The organism is Maribacter sp. MMG018 (assembly GCF_018100785.1).
Classification (GTDB): domain Bacteria; phylum Bacteroidota; class Bacteroidia; order Flavobacteriales; family Flavobacteriaceae; genus Maribacter.
In genome coordinates, this window is sequence record NZ_JAGJEC010000001.1 from 1,687,684 (window position 1) to 1,704,833 (window position 17,150).

Below are 17,150 nucleotides of genomic sequence, written 5' to 3' on the forward strand. Positions count from 1 at the left end.
AGAATGTATCTAGGGGCATTGGTTAGTCGATGTTTACTTTATAGGTAACGATCGGTCGGGTTTTTGGTGCGGTGAAGCATCCCAATGCCTTTAGTTTTAGGTCTATGGAAGTTTTTCTGTCTAGCGTCTTTACCAATAATCGTTTTGTTGTTCCCGCCTCAATTTCAAATACCGGAGAACTGTTGTAAAACGTATAGTCCGACGCATTTTCAAAAAGTAGGTCACTGCTGGTGATGTTGGTCAGGTTTACTTCCAATACATTGCTTTTTCCGGCATAGGTAGCGTTTTCTATAGTGATGCTTGCCTTTAACAAGGGCAATAGAAACTCTTCTTTACCTACCAAAAGGTCGTTGTAGACGGCTACCGTTCTTCCTGCGAACAGTGCCTCTTTTAAAGAGGATAGGTTTTTCTCTTTCGCAAAAACCAAGGTAATGGGCCTATTGTTTCCTTTTTCGGTATAGTCCCAATCTATAAGTCCGTGTATATCACTGGTACCCATAATGGTAAGATTGTTCTCCAAGGCCAGGGCCAAAGACTCTTCGGCGTAATCGGTGGTGTTGATAACCTCGATACCATGTAGTTCACCTTTTTTGATTCTTTCTTTTTGAAAATCGCTCAAGATCGGATTTCCCTGTGGATTTTGGGCATACCACGCCGGATGGTTCCAAAAAACAAAGGCGCCCTGTTTTTTTGCTTCCGAGAAAGAATCTTCGGCCTTGTCTTTTAATACCTTATTGGCATCTGCTATAAAAACGGCATTGTTGTGTCCCATGGGGGCACTTCTGGTAATTTCTGAACCGTGTACGATTAACAGGTCGTGGTCTTTGGCTTCTTTTAAGGCTATTTCGTAAGACCGGTTTCTGTTCGGGTGTGGAATATCTTCTTTATGTGGTTGGTACTCTAGATGCTCTGTTAGAGAAATAACATCCAAATTGTCCCTAAGTGCTTCGGTAACCCTAATAGTGGGCCAAACTTTACCATCCGAAAAAACCGTGTGCATGTGTAGGTCGGTTTTAAGGCTCTTATAACCAAGTATATCCGGAAAACTCAAAGGCCTAGAACTACTATGGGTATGATACTGGGCATAAGTTGTTACGGATAGAAGAAGAAATAGACTGGCAAGCGTGGTTTTCATGGTCGGATATTTTTTCAAATGTACTATTTGATATTCTTCAGTATGTATTTCTATATTTAAGAAATGGTAAATATATAGTGAATATGAACCCTGCCGAAAGTTACATTTTTGATCAGCCCGAACCCTACCGGGAAATTTTATTGTACCTGCAATCCGTAATCGAAAGAAATGTGCCCTCGGCCAACTTAAAATATAAATATAGATTGCCCTTTTATTATGTGGAAGGAAAACCTTTTTGTTACATGAATGCCTCACATAAAAAGCGTTATGTGGACTTGGGGTTTTGGAACGCCGCCCATTTGACGGCCCATTTGGATAAGCTAGAGGATAAGGATAGAAAGGTGATGAAATCGCTCAGGTACACTTCTTTGCAAGAAATAGATGAGCAAGTATTAATAGACGTGCTGTGTGATGCCTATGCGGTAAGGGGAAAAGGATTTTATAAATAGATATAAGATATTCTTATTCTTGTCAAGAATCCCTTTGGTTGGGTTTTACCCTGTACTTAGCCAAGGTGGCATCCATATTCAAGATAAATTGGGTGCCTTTCAATAGGTCTTCCAAAAGATCTAGTTTTTCTCCTTCTACCTTTAAACAGATATCGATAGACGGGTTAGAGCACCATATTTTGTTGCAGGGGTTGCCGCCGCAATCCAGACAATTACAGGGTTGCCCGGTACCCGCTACAATGTTCAACAAATGTGCTATATCTCTTTCGCTCATAAAAATACCGATAGAGTCGACCACCAACTGTATTTTGCAGTTGGGGTTTGGGGCATCTTCTAAAAGCAGCGTGGCACCATAGTTATTTTCGTATATAGTTTCCATGATCATTGATTTTTAGCTGTTTGTACTGTAGGCTTCTGTTGCTTGTTCATTTTATAGAGAACCCAAAAACCGGTAAGGGCCAAGAGAATCCAAAAAACATCTATGAATAAAATTTGCTCTAACCTTTTGGAGTAACTGACCCATAACCAATTTCCGGTGTATATACCATTTACGATAGGTATGGCCAACCCTAAAATACTTCCGGATAGCAGGCTGTATTTATTGGTGAAATAGTTGTCCTTTTTTAGAATGAACAAAATACTGATCAGTAGCCATCCTATAAAAAAGAACTTATAGAGCATGCTCATTCCTGCTGGGTTTACTACTTGCACCATAATAAACGAAAGGGCCGTTATGGGGTACATGCTCAGGCAAATGGCCAAATAATACCTGACCACACCTTCGTTGAACTTTCTTTTTTTAAGGGGGATGTTTTTTTTGTCCCTGGCGGTGAGCCAGATCAAAACACCGCTCAGGATCACGAAGCATCCTATAAGGCCCATTATAAAAGAGATGATGCGAAGGCCGTAACCGCCATAGTCCCCAAAATGCAACCTAAAGAATATGCCTTTTACAACATCTAGGTACGATGTTTTTAGGGTAGGGTCTTTAACGCTATGCACGCTCTGGTCCGCTACCTTAAAAATTGTATATCCGTAACCGTTCAGTTTGTCCTTATAATCGAGGTTTCCACTGACCGAAACATGCATGTTGGTGTCCCCGTAATTAAAAATATGAACTTCGGTCACCTTAAAGTCTTTCCATTTTTTCTTAACCCGATCAACATAGTCGTTAATGCTTACGGGGGTAGGTAAGGGGGTGTTGTCGAATGCAAATTCTGGATGCGAATATTCCAGGTCTTCGTACAGTTTTTTATCGTCGCCATCGTACAGGGCAAGTACACTAGGGGCTACCAGTAAAAGCTTTAACATAAAAAAGGCCCCGGTAACGGCATATACGAATTGGAAGGGAAAACCGATAACGCCCAATGCGGTATGGGCATCGGTCCATAAGGTCTTTAGCTTGGCCCTTGGCCTAAAAACATAAAAGTTCTTAATAATCTTGTCCCAATGAACAAGGATACCCGTAAATATGGCAAAAAGAAAAAAGAAGGCTACAAAACCCGATAGGTAATACCCATAGGGGTGCGGTAGTTGTGCAAAAAAGTGCAAACGATATAAAAATTCACCTAGCGTATAAGAACTGGCATAGTCCGTAGTTGTATTGTCTTTGGTGTCTAGATAGTAAAAAGATCCGGCAGCAAGGTCTTTTGAGAGCAAGGTGTCTTTTGAAGCTCCTAGATTTACCCCGATACGCTGCTCGTTATAGTAATGTCTTAACTCTATATCTCTACCGAATAGGGACTGTTCTTTAGATAGGTTGTTAACGGTCTCATCTAGATCCACCGTAATTTCATCCGGTGCCTTAACGGTATGACCCCTTTCCCAATTCACGATTTCATCCCTGAAAAAGGCAAAGGAACCGGTGAAAAATATGACATAAAGGGCCACACTTATTACGATACCGCTAACGGTATGTAAATGAAATAATATGTTATAGGTTCTTTTGCTCATTATACGATCGGGTTTAACGATTTTCCATAAAACATAATGATCGCCAATATGGCGGACGCCAGTAGGTAAATGGCCCATATACGCCAACCATTCTTGGCCAGGAAGGCAAATATCATAAGGGCGGCCCAAAGTATAAAAGAGGTATAGGTGCTGGTGATGATTACATCTACATGGTTGAACCAACTGGCAATGGCCAAATGAAAAAAGATGGATACCATAAACCCGCCAATGATGGCGGCCGTAATTTTAGAAAACCGGGACCAGAAAGATGGATTTAAATATTTGGGATTGGCGGGCATATTAAAACAATAAAAATTCACAGATGAGACATGAGGCCAATACCACACTTACCGTTTTATAGGTAATCAGTTTTAAAGGCTGTAAGAGGATAATAAGACTTGCAATGGTCATTAGTATTATGGAAAAAGTGAAAATACCCGAACCCCAGCCGTAGCGTATAATAGATAGTGTACAACTTGCTAGCAGGGCCATACTTCCACAAATATTGGCCAAGAAACTATGTTGTTGTCCCCAGCTTTCTATCTTTAATGTATTGGTGATTTCCTGTCTTTTAGAAGTGGAGTAACACAGGTAAAACCCTAAAAAGGTGAGTGAAAGAATTAACGCTATCATACAAGTGGCTTATTGGTTTATACAGTAAGTGGCACAGTGCCAGATAAATTCATATTCCTTTCCGTTATAACTACCGGGAACCCGCTCTTCAAAGGTTGTTTCCATGGTGTATTTAGCCTTCCAAGGTAATAAAAAGTGCACGATTCCCTGCGCATCGGTTTCTATGGTTTTGCTCCATAGGTCCGACACATATATCTTAAATTCGTTCTTGGCCAATGGCCGCCCTTTGTAAAATACCTGTAGTCTTATTTCTTCGTTATCGCTGTTCAGTTCTTTGATAGCGATGCCTTGGTCGTTGGTTATTTTTGTATCGGTGAAAAGGGTACCTACCTGAACCTTTGCGGTGGCATGGTATTGGGGTTTAAAAATTCCGAAATCCCATTTCGTATAGTCTAATACATCAATTTGGTCATTGTCTAGGGCTACGGTATAAGTTCCATTGGTATTTGGGGTAAAGTAGGCTACGTAATGGTCTTTTTGGGCCGTGGTCTTTAATGTGGTCCGGGATCCATCGGGCAGCACAAGCCATAGTTGAAAATTTGATACTTTCGGAAAATTATCACCCTGTACGGTTTCTATAACACCGTAGGTATATTCCCCATAATAGACCCTTACTTCTTGTTCTTGGCCTATGTTGCCCGTTCTATCGGTTTCTAGCCAGAGGTAATGGGCAAAAGAAGGGGTGGCCGTTATTACTAGTAAAGTGATGGTGGTTATTAATTTTTTCATTTTTTTTCTGGTAAGGCAGGTTCTTGGTATTCGCCAAGAACCTGCCGATTAAACTAACTCAAATACTAAACTTGAACTTAACAAAGTCTTTAAAAGTTATAGGTTAGGGAGACCCTACCGTTGATTCCGGGTTCAGATTGCCAGTAGAGATAACTACCGTAATTGGCCCCGGCATACAGGTATTCGTCCAATATATTGTTGATGTTCAACTGTACCCTAAAATGTGGGTTCTGCCACGAAAGCGCCCCATCTAACCTAAAATAGTCCGGAAGGTCGGATTGGTTGTCGGCCGCCCAGGCCCATGTGGAACGATCTACCTGGTACTGGTACCCCATAGAGATACCAAAACCTTTCAGTTTACCGATTGGATCGAAACTATAGTTGACCCATCCGTTGGTCACGTGCTTGGAATGGCCGGCCTGTAGATCGCCCGATTTGTCCTTTACATCGGTGTTGGCATAGTTAAGGATCAGGTTTAGGCCCGTGGCTATTTCCCCTTGCAGGTCAAATTCGATTCCTTTAGATTCTATTTCGCCCGAGTAAATACTGAAATTGTCATTGGGGTAGGCGGGGTCTCCAATCAATATTTTATCCTTGTTGATCTTGTACACCCCGAGCGAGGTTCGCAATCTTCCGTCAAAGAAACTGCCCTTAAGCCCTCCTTCCAGATCTTTCCCGTTTACGGGGTCGTTCAGTGCTTCGCCCGAGGCACTTATACCGCTTTGGGGCAAAAAGGATTGGTCGTAAAGGGCATAGAAGGTCAACGAAGGAATAATGTCTGCGCTGATTCCTATTCTTGGGGTGACCACATCATCGGTTTCGGCCTTGCCCTGGGTGTACAGATGAGAGTACCTGCCCGCGAGGGTAACCCTGATTCTTTCTTCGAACAAGCCTATTTCATCTTGTGCGTAGTATGATCTTAAAATGGAGGCGCCGTAAGGTGTTCCGCCGTTTCTTTCCTGTATCGGTAGGCTGCGGTTAAAGTTTGTGGCCGGACTTTCGCCGTACACGGGGTTGTAGATGTTAAAAGGTGTGGAGGTATCGACGATGGATAGTTCGTTCCAATCGGCCCAATAGCTCTTGTCGCTATAATCGAACCCGCCCATTACCTTATGGCTCAGCCCAAGGGTGTTGAACTGGCCGTTGACGTACAGCTGGGCATATTTTCCTATAGATAAGGCATCCCATTTAGAGGTATACCTCACCGCATCGCCGTTTTCGGCCATTGAGATCAGCCAAGTCGAATTGCCCACTTGATCGTACCTTAGGTAGGCCAATTGCCCATGAAGACTCCAGTTTTTAGAAAATTGATGGTCTAGGTTGGTAAAAAAGGTAACCTCTTGTATATCGGTTACGGGGTAGTCGTTGTTGGTAAATTTAAAATCCCTGTCCAAACTGGCATACCCGGCATCGGAGGGTGCAAAAATGTAGGCAGATCCTATGTACGACTCGGCCTGTTGCAGGTTCATTTCGGTAGTGATGGATGTTTTATCTGAGAACCTGTAGGTAAGTGAAGGGGCAATACCGTAACGGGTAACATCTTCGTTGCCCCTATGTGAGTCGCTCGTTTGGTACATGGCATTGAACCTTCCCAAAAGCTTTCCGTTTTTAGATAATTTTCCGCCCACGTCTACCGTTCCCCTATAAAAATCGAAGCTTCCTGCGGTTATAGAGGCATTGGCTATAAAATTTTCGGTGGGCTTTTTGGTAACTACATTGTAGAACCCGCCCGGTTCACCGGCGGCCATCATAAAACCTGCGGGGCCTTTAACAAATTCAATGCGTTCTACGGTGTTCATGTCTTCGGATAAAGGCCCCCAAGAATCTTGTACGTTGATACCGTTTCTAAAAGCCGGAAGGCGAAAGCCCCGCATATTTATACGTGCAAAATGACCCCAATGTTCTAGCATGGTAACCCCGCTTACGTTTCTTGTCAGCCCGTCCATGATCGAGGTTACCTGTTGGTCTTTTAAAAGATCGTCGCTTATTACCTGAATGTTCTGAGGTAGTTTTACCAGTTCGGTCTGCAGTCTTAGTGATCTAGAAGGTTCCCTTTCTAGGTATTTGTTTTTATGGCCCTTAACAACGACCTCGTTGAGCTGTTCCTGTTTTTCGGAGAGTACCATCGGTTTTAAGGTCGTTTCTTTATTTGCGGATATCGTAACGGGTATGGTTTTAGAGTCGTACCCGATCATAGAAAAGGTAAGTGCGTATTTGTCGGGCGCTATATGTTGTATGTGGTAATTGCCATTGGTGTCGGTAGTGGTGCCCAGACTGGTTTTTATAAGGGCAATGTTTACGTTCGGCAAGGGCTGGCCCTGTGGGTCGGTTACCGTGCCCGATATGCTTCCCGTTTGCGCCATTGAAACGGATATGCCGAAGAGTAAAAGCAATATTGTATAAAAATTCTTCATATAAAATTAGTTATTTTTAATTAGTCTAAATAAGTTTGAAGCGAAATTAAGGAGATGTGCTCAATAAGAAATGACGTAAAATGGTAAAAAAAAGACGTGATTTTAAGAAGGTGAACAAGGTAGATTTAACATTGTCGAACAAAGCCATTTATGAGGAAATCGGGGAGCTTTCCGAAACAAAAAATGTTAATGAGACCAGGGTCGATACCTTTGGAATTAAGAGCATGTATGGAAAAGGGAACGTGACCCGTATAGGTTTTGAAGATATTACCATCGTTATATGTTCGTTTAAATTGGGCTGTGATCTTGTTTTTAAACAAAGGTTTAGTGAAGACTTTGTAGCGTTGTGTTTTTTAATGGATGGTGAAAAGGTTGTTTCTGTCAGGGATTTTGGGGATGTTTTTTTCGAGAGTGGCGATGCATACATGGCCCGTATGCGATGTTTTGATTGTGATTGTAAAATTGCCGCCCATAGACCTTGTAAAGAAATGTGCATTAAACTGTCCGCATCCTTTTTGGCCAAACACGGGTTCGAAAATGATATTATGGTCAAAGAGTTTGTAGACGACAACTTAATAGTGCCCATTACCAATGAGGCGCTCGCGATTATAGAATCTATTGAGCGATTAAATATAGGGGGTGTCGCCATGAGAATATTTTTAAAGGCAAAGGTTTTTGAGCTATTGGCGATTCTGGTTTCCAATTACAAAAGTGGGGGTGTGGGGCTAAGTGCGTCAATTGGCAGTAACCTGTTAAAAAAGCTATTTACCGTAAAAAGGATAATTGACGAAAATCTAAAGATGAACTATTCAGTAAATGGACTGTCTCGAGAAGTGGGACTTAACAAAACCATTTTAGATCGAGAATTTTTAAGGGTTTTTGGTCTAACGGTACATCAATATAGTATTGCACAAAAGATTAAAAAAGCACAATCACTATTGTCAAATACAGATCTGCCCATTTACGAAATTGCAGAGGAAATAGGTTATAAAAATGCGACCCACTTTTCTGCGGCATTTAAGCGCGAGGTGGGTATGGCCCCAAAAAATTATAGAATAAACTCCCTTGATTAGCTGTAGGGTAAGGTAACTTGTAGCCGTTGTTACGTGAATGTTGGCTAAAACTCGTTGATCGTTTTTCGTATGGCTACCAAATTGGTCAATAAGCCCTTAAGTAAGCCTAGGTCCAGCATATTGGCGCCATCACTTTTGGCGTTGGCACAATCAAAATGGGTTTCTATAAAAAGTCCGTCCGCACCGGCAGCGATACCTGCACGTGCCATGGTGCCGATCAAGGCGGGCCTGCCTCCGGTAACGCCCGACGATTGGTTGGGTTGCTGTAAAGAATGGGTGACGTCCAATACCACAGGTGCATACTGTTGCATGGTAGGGATGCCCCTAAAATCTACGATCATATCTTGATACCCGAACATGGTACCACGATCTGTAATGATAGCTTGTTGGTTGCCCGTTTCGGTAACTTTGTTTACGGCATGCTTCATACTCTCCGGACTCATAAACTGTCCTTTCTTTATGTTTACCGTCTTTCCGGTTTTTGCAGCGGCGACCACCAAATCCGTTTGTCGTGCGAGAAAAGCGGGAATCTGTAGTACATCTACATATTCGGCCGCCATGGTGGCATCTTGTTCGGTATGAATATCCGTAACCGTGGGTACATGAAAAGTCTCGGATACCTTTCTTAATATTTTCAAGGCCTTTTCATCTCCGATACCTGTAAACGAATCTAACCTACTACGGTTGGCCTTTTTAAAGCTCCCCTTAAAAACATACGGAATCTTAAGCTCGTCGGTAACTTTTACGATATGTTCCGCAATGCGAAGTGCCATTTCTTCACCTTCAATGGCACAGGGGCCAGAAAGTAAAAAAAAGTTATTGGCATCGGTATGTTTTATTTGAGGAATTAAAGAAAGGTTCATACACTAAATTTTTTAGATGCAAAGATACTATTTTAAGCAGCTTTCTGTTGTATATAGGAACGTTTGTACGTACCCAATCTTAAAAAAATGAACCTACTGAAGCATATAACCTGTGTTTTGTTATTGATTATGAGCTTTCAAATGAATGCTCAATTTGGTAAGAATTGTGAGTTAAGGCAAATGAAGATCAATCTTATAAACCCGGGCTTTGAGTATGAAATGGCCTTGGGCGCGAATACTACATTCGATGTAAAGGCCGGTTTACAGGTAGCCCTGGATCCATTGTTGCCAGACGTATATGAGGAGTTGGCATTTTTGCCTGCCGTAGCCGCACAATACCGGTATTATTACAATTTTGAGAGCCGCCAAAGAAAAAGAAGACAGATCTACGGTAACTCGGCCAATTACATAGCACCTGCGGCCGCCGTCTTTTTTCCCGGTACGCGTACCATAGAAAATGAAGTGGTGAAAGGCGCTTTTGGTTATGCGGGGTTGGTTACGGGATTGCAACGTAGCTATGACTCGGGATTCAATTTTTCTGTTGATGTGGGGGCCGCCTATTACGCGGGGCAATTTGAAGGGGCTATCTATCCGGTGGCCAATCTTAGTATTGGTTGGATCATCAGCGAAAAGCGATGGTGCGTGGGACGGTAACTTTTATACTTTATTTCTTAATATTTCATTAAATCAGCTGGTTACCTGTTATTAAAACTTTAGTTTTAAATGCAATTTCAATCCGACCATATGAGGAAAATTACGCTGATACTCCTGTTTTTTGCCGTTCAAATAGTACAGTCTCAAGTAAGGGGGATAACCGAAAAAGGCTCCGGACTCATAAATTTGGAACAACATCAGTTCAAGTTCAATTTTTTTAACCCCGGCATTAGTTATGAATTTGGATTGTTCAGAAACCAAAGTGTTTCGGTAGATGTTGGCCTAGGGGCCGCCATATATGAAGAAGGTTATACCTATGGTTTGGCGTTGAACAATAGATATAGATACTATCATAATTTTAATAGGCGTTTGCGAAAGGATAAAAATGTTTCTGGAAACTCTGGAAATTACATAGCGGCCGCACAGGCCATTTTCTTCTCGCAAGTACGGCTTGCCACAGATATCAACGGGCCGGATGATTTTAATCTAGGCTTCTATGGTATGGTCTACGGTATACAACGTACCTATCCGAAAGGGTTTAATTTTAATGCAGAGCTAGGTGCCGGTTATTATAAAGGAGACGGTGTGCCCAGTGGATATGGACCTATGGTGAGTTTTAAGTTTGGATGGGTGGCTACCAAACGAAAATCTAGAAAGCCTGTCTTCGATTAAATTCCATAAAGCGTATTATCAACGAAATTAGGGCGGTTTTGGGGCTTTAGACATAGATTGGCCTTGGTTCGGGCATGGGTAGGATAAAAAAGTAGCTCTGGGTTTAAGGAACACTCTCAAAATCAATAAGATAAAAATAACATAAGATTAAGTGTAGCTATTATAATTTGAAGTATCTTTGCACGCTTAAAATAGACCTTATGTCCACTACAAAGAATATTGCGATCATTGCGCACGTTGACCACGGTAAGACCACCTTGGTAGATAAAATAATGTACCACTGTAGCTTGTTTCGTGAAAACGAGAATACAGGTGATTTAATTTTGGATAATAACGATCTGGAAAGAGAACGTGGTATTACCATTACTTCTAAAAACGTTTCTGTCGTTTATAAGGATACTAAGATTAATATTATAGACACTCCCGGTCACGCCGATTTTGGTGGTGAAGTGGAACGTGTATTGAATATGGCAGACGGTGTTTTGTTGCTAGTGGATGCTTTTGAGGGCCCCATGCCACAAACACGTTTTGTATTGCAAAAGGCCATCGACTTGGGTCTTAAGCCCTGTGTGGTCATCAATAAAGTGGATAAGGAAAACTGTACACCGGAAGAGGTGCATGAAAAGGTATTTGACCTAATGTTCGAATTGGGTGCCGAAGAATGGCAATTGGATTTTCCTACCGTGTACGGCTCGGCCAAAAATAATTGGATGAGCGAAGATTGGCAGAACGAAACCGATAATATCGAACCTCTTTTGGATATGGTGATCGAGCACATACCCACCTTTGAGCCAGAGGAAGGAAATACACAAATGCTGATTACCTCTTTAGACTATTCCTCTTTTACAGGTAGGATCGCCATTGGTAGATTGCAACGTGGCACCTTAAAAGAAGGGCAACCTATTTCTTTGGTAAAAAGAGATGGTAGTATCGTAAAATCTAAAATTAAGGAGCTTTTTGTTTTTGAAGGTCTTGGCCGTAAAAAAGTAAAAGAAGTGGAGACAGGTGATATTTGTGCCCTTGTAGGTGTAGAAGGATTTGAGATCGGTGATACCGTTGCAGATTTTGAAAGCCCAGAAGGTCTACAGACCATCGCCATAGATGAGCCTACCATGAGTATGCTCTTTACCATTAACGATAGTCCATTTTTTGGTAAGGACGGTAAGTTTGTTACCTCTCGCCATATAAAGGAACGTCTAGAGCGCGAATTGGAGAAAAATTTGGCCCTAAGAGTAAATGAAACCGATAGTGCCGATAAATTTTTGGTCTTCGGCCGTGGGGTATTGCACCTTTCTGTATTGATCGAGACCATGCGTAGAGAAGGCTATGAACTACAGATAGGACAACCACAGGTTATTATTAAAGAAATCGACGGTGTTAAATGTGAGCCTATTGAGTTCTTGACCATCGATTTGCCAGAAGAAGTATCGGGTAAGGCGGTAGAGATGGTGTCTATGCGTAAAGGAGAAATGACGAGTATGGAAGCCAAGGGAGATCGTATGGTATGTGAGTTCCAGATTCCATCAAGAGGTATCATCGGATTAAGAAACCAATTGTTGACCGCAACGGCAGGTGAGGCCATTATGGCACACCGTTTCTTGGAATACCAACCTATGAAAGGCGATATACCACAACGTCAGAACGGATCTTTGGTTTCTATGGAAACCGGTAAGGCAATACCTTATTCTATCGATAAATTACAGGATAGGGGTAAGTTCTTTGTAGATCCGGGAGAGGATATCTATGAAGGTCAGGTAATTGGTGAGAACTCTCGTGGAGATGATATGACGGTTAATATTACCAAAACCAAAAAACTTTCCAATGTTCGTTCTTCGGGTGCCGATGATAAGGCCAAGATCGTACCTGCCATTAAATTCTCTTTGGAAGAGGCGTTGGAATATATTCAGAAAGATGAGTATGTTGAGGTTACGCCCAAGCATTTAAGGTTGCGTAAAATTTTCCTTACCGAGAACGAGCGTAAACGAAACAAAATAGCATAATCAAGTCAATAATTAAGAAGCCCCGATCTGATCGGGGCTTTTTTTTTGCCTCAATTCTTGGTGTATAATGTTGATTTTGTTGTAATTGGTCTGGCTGTATTTTTCTTGTAGGCCATTTTACGGCCTAAATGTTAAAACATCATTAAAAAAAAGGTAAAAAATTAATAGTTTTTTTTCTGTTTTTGCATAATAACAACGCTAATGGTAGCAGTTTCATAATAATGTTGTAGGCTTCAACTTTCTTCTGAAGTAACTTGTTTTTTTGACTAATTTAATGACAACAAACAACTGAAATTCAACAAAAACTCAACCAAAAAAAACAACATGCAACTAAAAGGAAAAAAAGTACTGATTACTGGTGGTACTAGGGGAATCGGAAAATGTATGGTGCAAGAATTAATTGATCAAGGTGTAACGCATATTGCAATTATTGCCCGAGACAAAAAAAGTATCAAAAACCTTTCTGAGGAGAACGAGGGTGTCGAGTTTATCCGTGTAGCGGGCGATGTTGGTAATATTGATGTGCTAAGAGAGGCCGCGGCCCATATAGAGGATAAGTGGGGAACTTTGGATATTTTGATCAATAATGCAGGGGTGGTTTCCGCCGGACCTTTAGAAGATCTACCGGATGAGGAAATTTACGATCAGGTAGCGGTTAATTGTACCGCCGTACTATTATTGACGAAATACTGCATTCCCTTGCTAAAATCATCGGAAGAAGGGGCCATTCTGAATATATCTTCTGGTATGGGACTGATAGGAATGCCCTTTTATGCCGTCTACGGTAGTACCAAGGCTGCCATACGTCAATTTTCGGATGCTATGAGAAGAGAACTGGCTCCTTTTAACATTAGTGTAACCTGTGCTTTTCCAACGGCCACGGCCACCGATATGATGCAAAAATTTAATGGTATGCAAATGGATTCACCCGAATTTGTGGCAAAACGTGCTATCGAAGGTATGGTGAACAAAGAGCTGCATGTCATATTCGGAGGTGAAAAACGTGTGAAAGAAAATGTACTTAACTTTGAAAACCCAGAAAAAATGGACGCTGAAATTGCCAAGCTCTACGAACAAAAAAAAGAGGCAAGTTTAAATCACAAAGCAATGTAACAATTGCCAAGGGTATAAAAAACAATCAAATATAATTTATGAAAAACAGATATTCTTATGCCCTTTTGGCGCTAATGGCCTTTATGGTTTTTTCTTGTAATGAAAAACAAAAGCCTAAACCCGAAAAAGTGAAGGCGGAGGTTAAAACGGCCAACAACCCAGCTATGGTGCCCCCGGCATGGATTCGTAAAAGAGTAGAAAAAGCACAGAAAGAATTATTGAAGACAGAGGCCGGTTCCATTTTATGGAAAGGTATGGAAGCACATGGTGGTTTGGCTACATGGTTTGGAAATGGAGCTTTAAGTTTTAGGTTTAAATATATGCCTTTGGATGGTGGAACGGTCAGGGATAGTTACCAGACCATAAATACCTGGAGCAACAAAGCAAGGCATTATAGTGTAAAGGACAGTACGGATCAGTTTGGATGGACAGGAGAAAAAGCGTGGATAAAGACTAAAGACAGCACTAGTTTTGCCTATGACACCAAATTTTGGGCATTGACACCTATTTATTTAATGGGGCACCCTTTTGTTCTTGATGGTGAAGGGGTGAACCTAGAGCTTCTGCCACAAACGGAATTTAAAGGAAAGACGAACGATGTGGTCAAAGTAACCTTTGCCGCCGGAACCGGAGATGCCCCCGACGATTATTATATATTACAGTTCGATGCCGAAAGTCATTTGTTGACGGCGACAAGGTATATCGTATCATACCCGGAATACTTTAAGGATGGTGGGCACGCTCCTGAAAAAATCATGGAAGTAGGAGAATTGGTAAGTGTAGATGGTGTGTTGTTGCCAAATTCGTTAAAGACCCACTGGTTGTCCGATGAAGGTGGACTGGGCGAACATATTACCACTATTGAGATAACCGATATAAGCTTTGTAAAAGAATTGCCAGAGGACTTTTATGAAGTTCCTGAAAGTGCCAAAATATTGGAATAGGAATATAAGGCCTTGGCCATGGGTCAAGGCCTTATATTTTATATGTTGGCCGCTATACCTTAGGGGCTTTATGAAGAGTGGCTGCCGCGGCACCTATAATGCCGGCATGGTTTCTTAATTCTGCAGCGATAACAGGTGTTTCTATCTTGATTTTATTCTTGAACTGGTCAAAATCCTTAGAAGCACCACCTCCTAGAATAATAAGGTCTGGAGAAATAATAAGTTCTACATAACGCAAGAACGTATTAAAGCGTTTTCCCCATTTAGCATACGAAAGATCTTCTCTATCTTTCGCCGAACCTGCCGCCCAAAGTTCTATCTTTTTATATTTTTTGTACGGAATCTGTCCCAATTCAAAATTAGGGATCAATTTACCGTTAAAGAAAGCTCCGCTTCCTAAACCGGTTCCAATGGTAATCATAACTACAAGTCCTTGTTTCCCTTTTCCGATGCCGTAGTTCATCGTAGCATATCCTGCAGCGTCGGCATCGTTGATGACCGTAAAATCAAGTCCTGTTTTTTTCTCCAAGAGCTCTTCTACGTTTACGCCCAACCAACTGGGGTCTAAATTTCCGGGAGATTTGCAGATTCCTTTTTTTATGATCGTAGGAAACCCGCAACCAACTTTTCCCTTATAATCAAAATGCTCGACGATTTCGGCAATAACATCTGACATTGCCTCTGGGGTTCTCGGTTTTGGGGTCGGTAGGCGAAATCTTTTCGTTAACATTTCTCCGGTCTCTACATTAACCAAAGCTCCTTTAATACCAGAACCACCTACATCAATACCAAGTATAGTCATTTCAAAAGTTTAGAATAATCACAAAGAAACAAAAAAGATTTGGCTCTGTGAATTTTGATTTAGAACCTGTTTTATATAGAAAATTGCAATAATTGTGCACGGCAAAAATAGATATAGGGTCTTTTTGTGTGCCCCAAACGGTTTCTGTTACTGTAATTTTATAATGTTCGTAATGGTATTGTACTCTATTTTGTTCGGAGTCTCTTTTAACTCGGAATTGTAGGTAATGGCGAATAACAGCCCTACATTTTCACTGCCGCTAAAGTCGTATAGTTTTGATGCCTCTTCCGTGATTTCCTGAAACTGGTAGGTATCTCCTTCGTAGGTAGAAAAGTAATACACGCCATTTTCATATTTATCGAAAAGACCGTTCAATTTCATGGTTTCTTGGGTAGCACTTCCATTTAAACCAGATAGGGCAAATGTTAATATCAGCAATATTGTTTTCATTTTAGTGAATTTTTAATGTAAATAGTGTTTAAATATAAATTAGATATCATCGGTATAACACCCAAAACAGGTATCATAAATAAAAATGACTCTTTCATATAACAAGGTTTTGTACCTTTTTATTTTATGATCTGTAATAATTGTTTTTTTGAATAATTTGGTGGTAATAAGATTCTTTGGCCGCTTGAACCGAATGTTCTTTTTATCTTTCAAATGGACATTTTTTAACTAAACTCTAAACCGGAAGTATTTATAATGAATTTAGCACAGAGATTGGGTTTCCCCGAAAACACCAAATTATTGATGGTACACGCAGATGATGCCGGGCTTTCCCATTCTGAAAATAGAGCTACCATGCAATCTTTAAAAAACGGAATGGTAAACTCTTGCAGTATAATGGTTCCGTGTCCGTGGTTCTACGAAATGGCGGTTTTCGCCATTGATAATATGCGATTTGATTATGGGGTTCATTTGACATTGACCTGCGAATGGCAGCATTATAGGTTTGGGCCCGTATTGCCTGTAGATGAGGTTCCCAGCTTGGTAGATGATCATGGTTTTTTCTTTAAAAAAAGAGAACAGCTAAGAAAAAATGCCAAAGTCGAAGATGTAGAAAAAGAGCTGAGGGCACAAATAGATAGGGCTATTGAATTTGGACTGAAACCTACGCATTTAGATTCGCACATGTACAGTGTTGGGGCAGACCCAAGATTCTTTGAGGTGTATAAAAAATTGGGCAGTGAGTATAAGATGCCGGTAATGATCAATCCCCAATTAATGCAAATGGTCGGGCTGGATGTAAGAGCGAACATCGATACACATGATTTCGTGGTAGATAAAGTCCATTATGCTGTATATGATTATTTTGAATCCGGAAATATGAAGCAGTATTATTCAGGGGTTTTTAATGATTTGGTGAACGGTCTGAACATTGTTTTGATACACCCAGCCTTTAACGATGAGGAAATGAAGGGGATTACGGTGAACCATCCTAATTTTGGTGCGGAATGGAGGCAATTGGATTATGAAAGTTTCACCGACCCGGAAAATATGGCCAAGCTAAAAGAGCACAATATACAATTGGTTACTTGGAGAGATGTAAGAGCGGTGCTGCCCTTTTAATTTACTACTTATTATTGGTAATTGGTTCAAAACCAACATGATATTCTTTTGTAAATAAATTTCTGAATAGAAATTTCACTAACTTGTGTACCTACGTACAAGGAAGATGTGGGCTTCGTAGCCGTTCATATTATGGTACTCAGT

18 protein-coding genes are annotated in these 17,150 nt (G+C 41.1%); 8 read left to right on the plus strand and 10 right to left on the minus strand.

Translation table 11 applies throughout. From position 1 onward, the window contains the following. Positions 1 to 22 precede the first annotated feature (22 nt). Positions 23 to 1,135, minus strand: coding sequence for an Sb-PDE family phosphodiesterase (locus J8L85_RS07195; RefSeq protein WP_211015918.1), 1,113 nt, complete (start codon positions 1,133 to 1,135; stop codon positions 23 to 25). A gap of 83 nt (positions 1,136 to 1,218) precedes the next feature. On the opposite strand from J8L85_RS07195, the gene J8L85_RS07200 reads away from it, so the two are divergent. Then, on the plus strand, positions 1,219 to 1,584 hold the full coding sequence (locus J8L85_RS07200; RefSeq protein WP_211015920.1) for a DUF1801 domain-containing protein: 366 nt from the start codon (positions 1,219 to 1,221) through the stop codon (positions 1,582 to 1,584). Positions 1,585 to 1,606: 22 nt separating this feature from the next. On the opposite strand, the gene J8L85_RS07205 is transcribed toward J8L85_RS07200, so the two are convergent. The 6 genes from J8L85_RS07205 to J8L85_RS07230 all read right to left on the minus strand — a co-directional run bounded on the left by J8L85_RS07205 (position 1,607) and on the right by J8L85_RS07230 (position 7,313). After that, positions 1,607 to 1,963, minus strand: coding sequence for a hypothetical protein (locus J8L85_RS07205; protein WP_211015922.1), 357 nt, complete (start codon positions 1,961 to 1,963; stop codon positions 1,607 to 1,609). Between the two features lie 2 nt (positions 1,964 to 1,965). Further along, positions 1,966 to 3,537: a PepSY-associated TM helix domain-containing protein gene (locus J8L85_RS07210; RefSeq protein ID WP_211015924.1), complete on the minus strand. Its 1,572-nt coding sequence runs from the start codon at positions 3,535 to 3,537 to the stop codon at positions 1,966 to 1,968. Continuing rightward, positions 3,537 to 3,836, minus strand: coding sequence for a hypothetical protein (locus J8L85_RS07215; RefSeq protein ID WP_211015926.1), 300 nt, complete (start codon positions 3,834 to 3,836; stop codon positions 3,537 to 3,539). The genes J8L85_RS07210 and J8L85_RS07215 overlap by 1 nt, the downstream gene beginning before the upstream one ends. Before the next feature lies 1 nt (position 3,837). Next, positions 3,838 to 4,170: a hypothetical protein gene (locus J8L85_RS07220; RefSeq protein WP_211015928.1), complete on the minus strand. Its 333-nt coding sequence runs from the start codon at positions 4,168 to 4,170 to the stop codon at positions 3,838 to 3,840. Between the two features lie 9 nt (positions 4,171 to 4,179). Next, positions 4,180 to 4,899, minus strand: a complete 720-nt coding sequence (locus tag J8L85_RS07225; RefSeq protein ID WP_211015930.1) for a DUF4198 domain-containing protein — start codon at positions 4,897 to 4,899, stop codon at positions 4,180 to 4,182. Between the two features lie 89 nt (positions 4,900 to 4,988). Next, positions 4,989 to 7,313, minus strand: coding sequence for a TonB-dependent siderophore receptor (locus tag J8L85_RS07230; protein ID WP_211015932.1), 2,325 nt, complete (start codon positions 7,311 to 7,313; stop codon positions 4,989 to 4,991). An 80-nt stretch (positions 7,314 to 7,393) separates the two neighbouring features. Here J8L85_RS07230 and J8L85_RS07235 point away from each other — a divergent pair, with 80 nt between their 5' ends. After that, positions 7,394 to 8,386: an AraC family transcriptional regulator gene (locus tag J8L85_RS07235; protein ID WP_211015934.1), complete on the plus strand. Its 993-nt coding sequence runs from the start codon at positions 7,394 to 7,396 to the stop codon at positions 8,384 to 8,386. A gap of 44 nt (positions 8,387 to 8,430) precedes the next feature. Here the strand turns inward: J8L85_RS07235 and kdsA are convergent, their stop codons facing one another. Continuing rightward, positions 8,431 to 9,249 (minus strand): 3-deoxy-8-phosphooctulonate synthase, encoded by an 819-nt coding sequence (gene kdsA / locus J8L85_RS07240; RefSeq protein ID WP_211015936.1) that lies wholly within the window; start codon positions 9,247 to 9,249, stop codon positions 8,431 to 8,433. 87 nt (positions 9,250 to 9,336) lie between these two features. Here kdsA and J8L85_RS07245 point away from each other — a divergent pair, with 87 nt between their 5' ends. The 5 genes from J8L85_RS07245 to J8L85_RS07265 all read left to right on the plus strand — a co-directional run bounded on the left by J8L85_RS07245 (position 9,337) and on the right by J8L85_RS07265 (position 14,632). Further along, a complete protein-coding gene (locus tag J8L85_RS07245) occupies positions 9,337 to 9,903 on the plus strand; it encodes a hypothetical protein (RefSeq protein ID WP_211015938.1) in 567 nt (188 codons plus the stop codon). A 90-nt stretch (positions 9,904 to 9,993) separates the two neighbouring features. Next, a complete protein-coding gene (locus J8L85_RS07250; RefSeq protein WP_211015940.1) occupies positions 9,994 to 10,575 on the plus strand; it encodes a hypothetical protein in 582 nt (193 codons plus the stop codon). Between the two features lie 200 nt (positions 10,576 to 10,775). Next, positions 10,776 to 12,575: a translational GTPase TypA gene (typA, locus tag J8L85_RS07255; RefSeq protein WP_211015942.1), complete on the plus strand. Its 1,800-nt coding sequence runs from the start codon at positions 10,776 to 10,778 to the stop codon at positions 12,573 to 12,575. 324 nt (positions 12,576 to 12,899) lie between these two features. Further along, positions 12,900 to 13,688, plus strand: a complete 789-nt coding sequence (locus tag J8L85_RS07260) for an SDR family oxidoreductase (RefSeq protein WP_211015944.1) — start codon at positions 12,900 to 12,902, stop codon at positions 13,686 to 13,688. 38 nt (positions 13,689 to 13,726) lie between these two features. After that, positions 13,727 to 14,632, plus strand: coding sequence for a hypothetical protein (locus J8L85_RS07265; protein WP_211015946.1), 906 nt, complete (start codon positions 13,727 to 13,729; stop codon positions 14,630 to 14,632). 52 nt (positions 14,633 to 14,684) lie between these two features. Here J8L85_RS07265 and ppgK read toward each other — a convergent pair whose 3' ends face one another. After that, positions 14,685 to 15,434: a polyphosphate--glucose phosphotransferase gene (ppgK, locus tag J8L85_RS07270; protein ID WP_211015948.1), complete on the minus strand. Its 750-nt coding sequence runs from the start codon at positions 15,432 to 15,434 to the stop codon at positions 14,685 to 14,687. A 147-nt stretch (positions 15,435 to 15,581) separates the two neighbouring features. Beyond that, positions 15,582 to 15,884 (minus strand): hypothetical protein, encoded by a 303-nt coding sequence (locus J8L85_RS07275; RefSeq protein WP_211015950.1) that lies wholly within the window; start codon positions 15,882 to 15,884, stop codon positions 15,582 to 15,584. A 255-nt stretch (positions 15,885 to 16,139) separates the two neighbouring features. On the opposite strand from J8L85_RS07275, the gene J8L85_RS07280 reads away from it, so the two are divergent. Then, on the plus strand, positions 16,140 to 17,006 hold the full coding sequence (locus tag J8L85_RS07280; protein WP_211015952.1) for a polysaccharide deacetylase family protein: 867 nt from the start codon (positions 16,140 to 16,142) through the stop codon (positions 17,004 to 17,006). Positions 17,007 to 17,150: the final 144 nt, after the last annotated feature.

Coding starts and splice junctions, on each gene's coding strand:
- J8L85_RS07195 (WP_211015918.1), bottom strand. CDS start 1,135: ATGAAAACCACGCTTGCCAGTCTATTTCTTCTTCTATCCGTAACAACT.
- J8L85_RS07200 (WP_211015920.1), top strand. CDS start 1,219: ATGAACCCTGCCGAAAGTTACATTTTTGATCAGCCCGAACCCTACCGG.
- J8L85_RS07205 (WP_211015922.1), bottom strand. CDS start 1,963: ATGGAAACTATATACGAAAATAACTATGGTGCCACGCTGCTTTTAGAA.
- J8L85_RS07210 (WP_211015924.1), bottom strand. CDS start 3,537: ATGAGCAAAAGAACCTATAACATATTATTTCATTTACATACCGTTAGC.
- J8L85_RS07215 (WP_211015926.1), bottom strand. CDS start 3,836: ATGCCCGCCAATCCCAAATATTTAAATCCATCTTTCTGGTCCCGGTTT.
- J8L85_RS07220 (WP_211015928.1), bottom strand. CDS start 4,170: ATGATAGCGTTAATTCTTTCACTCACCTTTTTAGGGTTTTACCTGTGT.
- J8L85_RS07225 (WP_211015930.1), bottom strand. CDS start 4,899: ATGAAAAAATTAATAACCACCATCACTTTACTAGTAATAACGGCCACC.
- J8L85_RS07230 (WP_211015932.1), bottom strand. CDS start 7,313: ATGAAGAATTTTTATACAATATTGCTTTTACTCTTCGGCATATCCGTT.
- J8L85_RS07235 (WP_211015934.1), top strand. CDS start 7,394: ATGGTAAAAAAAAGACGTGATTTTAAGAAGGTGAACAAGGTAGATTTA.
- kdsA (WP_211015936.1), bottom strand. CDS start 9,249: ATGAACCTTTCTTTAATTCCTCAAATAAAACATACCGATGCCAATAAC.
- J8L85_RS07245 (WP_211015938.1), top strand. CDS start 9,337: ATGAACCTACTGAAGCATATAACCTGTGTTTTGTTATTGATTATGAGC.
- J8L85_RS07250 (WP_211015940.1), top strand. CDS start 9,994: ATGAGGAAAATTACGCTGATACTCCTGTTTTTTGCCGTTCAAATAGTA.
- typA (WP_211015942.1), top strand. CDS start 10,776: ATGTCCACTACAAAGAATATTGCGATCATTGCGCACGTTGACCACGGT.
- J8L85_RS07260 (WP_211015944.1), top strand. CDS start 12,900: ATGCAACTAAAAGGAAAAAAAGTACTGATTACTGGTGGTACTAGGGGA.
- J8L85_RS07265 (WP_211015946.1), top strand. CDS start 13,727: ATGAAAAACAGATATTCTTATGCCCTTTTGGCGCTAATGGCCTTTATG.
- ppgK (WP_211015948.1), bottom strand. CDS start 15,434: ATGACTATACTTGGTATTGATGTAGGTGGTTCTGGTATTAAAGGAGCT.
- J8L85_RS07275 (WP_211015950.1), bottom strand. CDS start 15,884: ATGAAAACAATATTGCTGATATTAACATTTGCCCTATCTGGTTTAAAT.
- J8L85_RS07280 (WP_211015952.1), top strand. CDS start 16,140: ATGAATTTAGCACAGAGATTGGGTTTCCCCGAAAACACCAAATTATTG.